Genomic DNA, 6164 nt, shown 5'->3' with positions numbered 1-6164 from the left:
GATTGAATATGATTAACAACATCTTCTGTATTTATCATTAATTCTTCACTGATGTGTTCTTCATCCACTGAACGCAGAGTTAAAAAGAGAACCTCCCATTCAGTTTGGGTCAGTATATCGTTAGGGGGTATAAACTTTAGCGTTGCTGGTAATGTTTTTTCATAATAATAAGAAACAGAAAAATTCTGTGTTTTGTATATATGAAAGGTAATACCAATACAGTCACCCTTTTCATCACAAAGCGGATATTTATTACAGAGGTAAGTTTGCTTAACTCTATTTTCTCCAAGTGGATGAGTTTCTAGTGAAGTCACTCGTTGCATGGTTTGGATAACTTTTTGATCCTGACGGCGGAATTCTTTTTCATATTCTGCAATAGGTGAAGGTAATTCACTGACTGAAAGCCCAGTAATATCGAGATCTTCAGGCAAATTGAGTAGTCGATAGAAAGCGGGATTGGCATAGATAAATCGTGACTGGAGATCTTTAGCTCCCCAGGGTTCATCACTTCTTTCCCACGTATAAATTAATTGTGGAGTGATATTATTGGGTTTGTTTCTTATATTTTTCATTGCAGCTCCTAAACTATTATTCAAGCGTATATGGAGATTATTTGCTGATTCTACTTAAAATGGCTTGGTCATATAATAAAATATAATAATTTATTCGTCAAAATACATATATTTATTAATTAAATTCTTTATTATTTTTCAAAGTAATGTTCAATGTTAATAAATATCACTATCAATACTATTTTGGATAAATATTATTTGTTCTACTTACTAAGTAGTCAGGTTAATGAGTTGGATTTTTAATCTATTGATCAATAAGTGATCTGTGTCATAAATGTTCCGTCATGAATTGTAGAAACAAGAATTATTCTGATAACAGATACTTATAACAGGATGAAATAAAAGGTGTTATTCCTTTGGAACAGAATAATGCCGGGGAAATAGATCTAATTAAAATAGTGCTGAATCAGTTAAATATTTTTTCTTAAATGTAACATTCTAAGTATCGTAATTCGATAAGCTTTTTGTTGAATATGGCGGCAGGATTGACTATTGGAGCGTTTTAGTCTGGAAGAACAAGGAACTTCTTAAATAGCTATTCTTAAATAAAATTAAGGTGGGCTACATTCTTCTGAATTTGGTTTTTAAAGCATAATTAGATAGAAAACTTACTTAGAACAGTATATACCCGTCATCTTTCAAGTTGCTGCTTTGTTGGCTGCGTTCACTTACCCCAGTCACATAGTTATCTATGCTCCTGGGGATGCGTTCTCTTGGCGCCGCGCTGCAATTTGAAATCTATTGGGTATATGTTACCTACTGCGAAGGCATTTACAAAAAAGTTAACCATTATGATGACCTTATAATACACTCGGTAAAGCACTGGTAATGTTAGGTCAGATGTATATTGGTCTATGATTATCAATTCTTACCCTGATGTTGAAAATTATTGGCAAAAAGTAAAAGACATAATATATAAATTATATTTATTGATATAAAATTATTCTGTCAAATCCGTATTTATCTTATTAGTAATTCATGTTAATTAAATAGCCAATATGAAAATACATAATAGTAAACTCGAACATTTATAATAAAAAATGGCCTATAGGCTCAAAATATTTTGATGGAATAAACGTATCATAACCATTTTCTTTGCAAAATAGTCTTAATTCAATTGCTGAACCGATTGATAGTTTCTTATAGATACATTCAAAATATTTTTCTACAGCATTGTATGAAATTTTCATTTCATCGGCAATGCATTTATTGCTGATACCACGACAGAATAGAAAAATGATAATCCATTCTTTCTTTGTTAATATATTGTTAGGTTGCCTAAGCCGAATAGATATAGAGGTATTATTCTTAATGTAATGAGATATTGCAAAATGGTCTATTTCTTTGGCATGGGAGATTATTCCAATACATTGATTGTTTTCATCCATTAATGGGTATTTATTACAAAAATAGGATTTGGGTTGTTGATCGCTGCCTTGAGGATAAATCCCAATAGATGATATTCGTTGCATACATTCTAAGACTTTACGATCATGCTGTTCAAAAAGGTGAGCAAAACAATTAAATGGTGTAGGTAATTCTTTATCAGTATGTCCGATAACATTAAAATTTTCAGGTAACTTACTGGCTTTAATAAATACTGTATTCGCATAAATGAAACGTAATTCTTTATCTTTTACAAACCATGGCTCGGAACTTCTGTCCCATGTATTCGTTAATTGAGAGGTAATAATAGGAGATTTTTGATATCCTGATTCACTCATAAATAGCCTTTAAGAAATTATTGAATATAATTATTTTATTTATAAATAAAAATATATTCCAATGGGACTGATTATTTTATCTATTAATAATGGACAAAGGAAATATATAGAAAATAGGAATTAATACGTAATCTAAGACAATATAAATTTCTCTGGTATAAAGTGATTGAAATTATTAGCCTGACAATACTCTTCTAGTTGTTGACTGGAGTTAATACCTATTTTTCGATATATCTGAACCATATGAGATTCAATAGTATGATAGGTGATATTCAATATCTGTCCAATCTGTTTTTTGGTCTTTTTCTGTAAAAAAAGAAAAATGATATCCCATTCACATTGAGTAAAAAGATCTGTGGGTGGTTGGAACATTATCGATGCAGGTAATTCGTTGTGATATTGGTGTAGACAGGTTAATGAATAGCTTTTTGCTTTCCACCCATGATATATAACACCCATGCAATTTCCATTTTCATGATAAAAAGGTGATTTTTCAAAAAAATAAGATGATAGAATTTGTGTTTTGCCAAATACATGTGTTTCTAGTGAACATATTCTTTGCTCTTTTTCCATCACTTTTTTATCATGATTAATGAATTCTTCTGCAAATTTAGCACTATCCCATGGAAGCTCATTTTCATAATGTCCCTCGTATTCAAATGAATTTGAAAAATTCTGAAGAGATTTTAATGCCAGATTACCATAAATGAAGCATGAATTCTTATCTTTGATTCCCCATGGCTCATTGCTTACTGCTAATGTGTTAATAATCTGAGATGATATAGTTACGTTATTTCTCATATTATAATTCCTTTTTTTTTAATTTTTAGGTTTTAAACTTGATATGTTTGAATTATGCAATCAGTTTAATACGTTACTACCAGCAATGACAAGTTTTTCGGAAATATAATTATTATCGGTATTTTTATTACGAGAATCGGTTAATTATATATTTCATTGTAGATTACATTTTGGGTAAATCTGGTCAACATAATTAACGATATTTTATTCTGCAATAGGGGCGGGTTATTTATCAATTGGAAACTTTTGTGCTATTGTGTTGTTAAGACAAATTGAACGGTTGGTGGAAAATTAGCTGGATATATCTGATATGGTTGTTTTTAATTATTTAACTGATTTGTTTACTGATTGAATTTAATTTGTTGGAAAAATGAAATCTTATTACTATTTGATAAATCAAATTTAAACATAAGTTAATATAACCATGGGGTATTATTCATATATGTGAATTATTTAATTTCGATGAGTATTGAATCGGGTGGTGTAGAAAACCTCTTAAGTCATAATCGTTAATTGATAGAATTCTGTAAATAACTGGATATTGGATTAATAATTTCTGGACGATTTAATATTTTTTGCATTATGCCATTTATTTCCAATAATAGCTTTATGATTCCGGGGGAATGTATTTACATGCAGTTGTTTTCTTTTGATCGGTACGGGTTTCATTGGATTGGGAAAGGGGGAATGTAACTTAAAGGATGGTATTTCTTTGCACCTTAGTTTTGACCTTTTTTTTACAGTCAAATTTAATATATTGATTTTTAAGGGGATATTATTTATCTCGTAAAACAGGGTTTTTAAAATTTTTGTAGGTAACTCTTTAATAGTCAGTAAGTTAAGGTTAATATGCAACGATGTACTGCCGTACAGGCAGCTTAGAAAGAATTGGACGGATATTAACGCACTGAAACACAATGTACTGCCGTACAGGCAGCTTAGAAAGTTATTATCCAAGCCAAGGACGGCTCACTGTAAGACTATGATGTCTGATGTTTTTTACAACTTGGCTTCATCATGATAAACATTGCGCTCAAAATGCTTATTTATAATGGGCTTACATCTTCTTCGTTTTGCGTTCCTCACTTTTCGTCTAATTTCGAGCTTACTTTTCTGAGAAATGAATTTGCTTAGTTAATACTAAACGTATTACACTTATTTATATACAGACTGTATAGAGCGAATTATTCAGATGTGCAAGGGGGGGAGTATGCCAAAGAGATTGGTAAATCCTGACAAGGTTAATGAGGTTTTCGTTCATCTGAACGAAGGTAGAGATAATCGCGCCCTCTACACTACATTGATGAATGGCAGTGATATTACTTCCCAAATAAACGGGTTATTACTAGCGCCTGGTTATCGCATGGTTCGCGTTGATGGTCGCCTTGAAGATTGGATTAGTCAGTCTCACTTCGAATTGGCGCTGCTTAACGATGTGTCTCAAGAAGTCGTCTATTATAACAGAGTTATTATACAGCCTGATGTAGTATTAAGTTGTCGCCCGGTAACACAAATTCTTGTTTGGCGTATTCTGAAGCGTGAACATCGAGTGGTTTTACGTGATTTAGCGGGTAAGGTGTTCTTTGATTACTTGCTCGAATCTTATAACGTGATTGTGTCAGACATGAACCAGACTCATGACGGTATTTCTTTTTGGCAGGCCCGTATGTATGACGCGTTGGCATATAATATGCATGTTTATGCTTACGATATGATTACACGTGAATTACACAAAATTTTGTCTGATAAAGAAATTGCTAGCAAAGAGTCTTGGCTATGGGGTGATCCCGAGCACCATCAAAATAGACTGGCAATTATTTCGAAAAGCGAATTACCCATCAAATAAACCCGCCCAGTGCAGGTTTTTCATATACAGCCGCTTAATTGCGGTTTTTTTATGTGAAAAATATTTTTCTGATGATGTTTTGAGGGGGAAGGGATTGCCTGAAATAGATAATGTGTATTTATACAGCACCGCCAAAGTGTCGCCATTTTCATGCCATCTCGAAATACAAAAAAGCCACCTTGCGGTGGCCTTTTCTTTTTCCTAACTCACTGTTTCACCAGCGAATTTTATATGGTGCCCAGGGCGGGACTTGAACCCGCACAGCCTTACAGCCGAGGGATTTTAAATCCCTTGTGTCTACCGATTTCACCACCTGGGCTGAATCTGGAGGCGCGTCCCGGAGTCGAACCGAGGTTGACGGATTTGCAATCCGCTGCATGGCCACTCTGCCAACGCGCCTTAATATCAGTAACTCATCGTCTTGCCGACTAGTTTTTTGGAGCGGGAAACGAGACTCGAACTCGCGACCCCAACCTTGGCAAGGTTGTGCTCTACCAACTGAGCTATTCCCGCACCGCTCCGAACTGGCTGATTTACTTATTTGTTTTCGTAAACCTCATGTGCCGTTCGATGCGTTGCATTCTACTTACTTAACGTATCGAGTCAATACAATTATTGTTACGATGCGTTTGTTCGGTGTTTTTTACGTCAGTTCGATCAAGCTTCACGCAAATCAGACCATGCCGCGTTTACATATTGAAACATTGACCAAAATGTCATCACTGTAGCAACGTAAAGTAATATGAATCCACCAAGTTCGAATTCAAAATTAGGGCGCCATAATAAAGCGACTAATGCTGCCATTTGAGCTGTGGTTTTTATTTTACCCATCCAGGAAACGGCAACATTACTGCGTTTCCCCAATTCGGCCATCCATTCTCTAAGCGAAGAGATGATAATTTCACGTGCTATCATGGTTGCGGCAGGTAATGTTATCCACCAGGTATGATAATGCTCGCAAACTAATACTAATGCGGCTGCAACCATGATTTTGTCAGCGACAGGATCAAGAAATGCGCCAAAGCGGGTGGTCTGTTTCCAAAGGCGGGCAAGGAAACCGTCAAACCAGTCTGTCGCCGCAGCGACAATAAAAATTATGGCACAAACCATCGGCGCCCATTTGAATGGCAAATAAAATGCCAGTATGAAAAATGGGATCAAGACAATGCGGAACAGAGTGAGCCATGTTGGTATATTTAATTGCATAGTGCTTCTTAACTA

5 protein-coding genes and 3 tRNA genes are annotated in these 6164 nt (G+C 34.5%); 1 reads left to right on the top strand and 7 read right to left on the bottom strand.

What is annotated here, in order from left to right; genetic code table 11:
* The 3 genes from AM629_RS17150 to AM629_RS17140 all read right to left on the bottom strand — a co-directional run.
* The coding region (locus AM629_RS17150) for a PAS domain-containing protein (RefSeq protein WP_054480467.1) at positions 1-572 on the bottom strand (572 nt) is incomplete at its 3' end.
* Between the two features lie 1028 nt (positions 573-1600).
* A complete protein-coding gene (locus tag AM629_RS17145) occupies positions 1601-2296 on the bottom strand; it encodes a helix-turn-helix transcriptional regulator (RefSeq protein ID WP_054480465.1) in 696 nt (231 codons plus the stop codon).
* 132 nt (positions 2297-2428) lie between these two features.
* Complete coding sequence (locus AM629_RS17140) at positions 2429-3097, bottom strand: PAS and helix-turn-helix domain-containing protein (protein ID WP_054480464.1); 669 nt, start codon at positions 3095-3097, stop codon at positions 2429-2431.
* A gap of 1210 nt (positions 3098-4307) precedes the next feature.
* Between AM629_RS17140 and AM629_RS17135 the strand changes: the two genes are divergently transcribed.
* Complete coding sequence (locus tag AM629_RS17135) at positions 4308-4943, top strand: hypothetical protein (RefSeq protein ID WP_054480463.1); 636 nt, start codon at positions 4308-4310, stop codon at positions 4941-4943.
* A gap of 232 nt (positions 4944-5175) precedes the next feature.
* Here AM629_RS17135 and AM629_RS17130 read toward each other — a convergent pair.
* From AM629_RS17130 to pgsA, 4 genes are all read right to left on the bottom strand, one after another.
* Positions 5176-5262 (bottom strand) — tRNA-Leu (locus AM629_RS17130).
* Positions 5263-5268: 6 nt separating this feature from the next.
* Positions 5269-5342: transfer RNA gene (locus AM629_RS17125), tRNA-Cys, on the bottom strand.
* A gap of 38 nt (positions 5343-5380) precedes the next feature.
* Positions 5381-5456, bottom strand: a tRNA-Gly gene (locus tag AM629_RS17120).
* 144 nt (positions 5457-5600) lie between these two features.
* Positions 5601-6149: a CDP-diacylglycerol--glycerol-3-phosphate 3-phosphatidyltransferase gene (gene pgsA / locus AM629_RS17115; RefSeq protein ID WP_054480462.1), complete on the bottom strand. Its 549-nt coding sequence runs from the start codon at positions 6147-6149 to the stop codon at positions 5601-5603.
* Positions 6150-6164 lie beyond the last annotated feature (15 nt).

Source organism: Photorhabdus heterorhabditis (assembly GCF_001280945.1).
In the GTDB taxonomy this organism is placed as follows: Bacteria; Pseudomonadota; Gammaproteobacteria; order Enterobacterales; family Enterobacteriaceae; genus Photorhabdus; species Photorhabdus heterorhabditis.
This window is presented reverse-complemented; position numbering and strand designations above follow the sequence as displayed.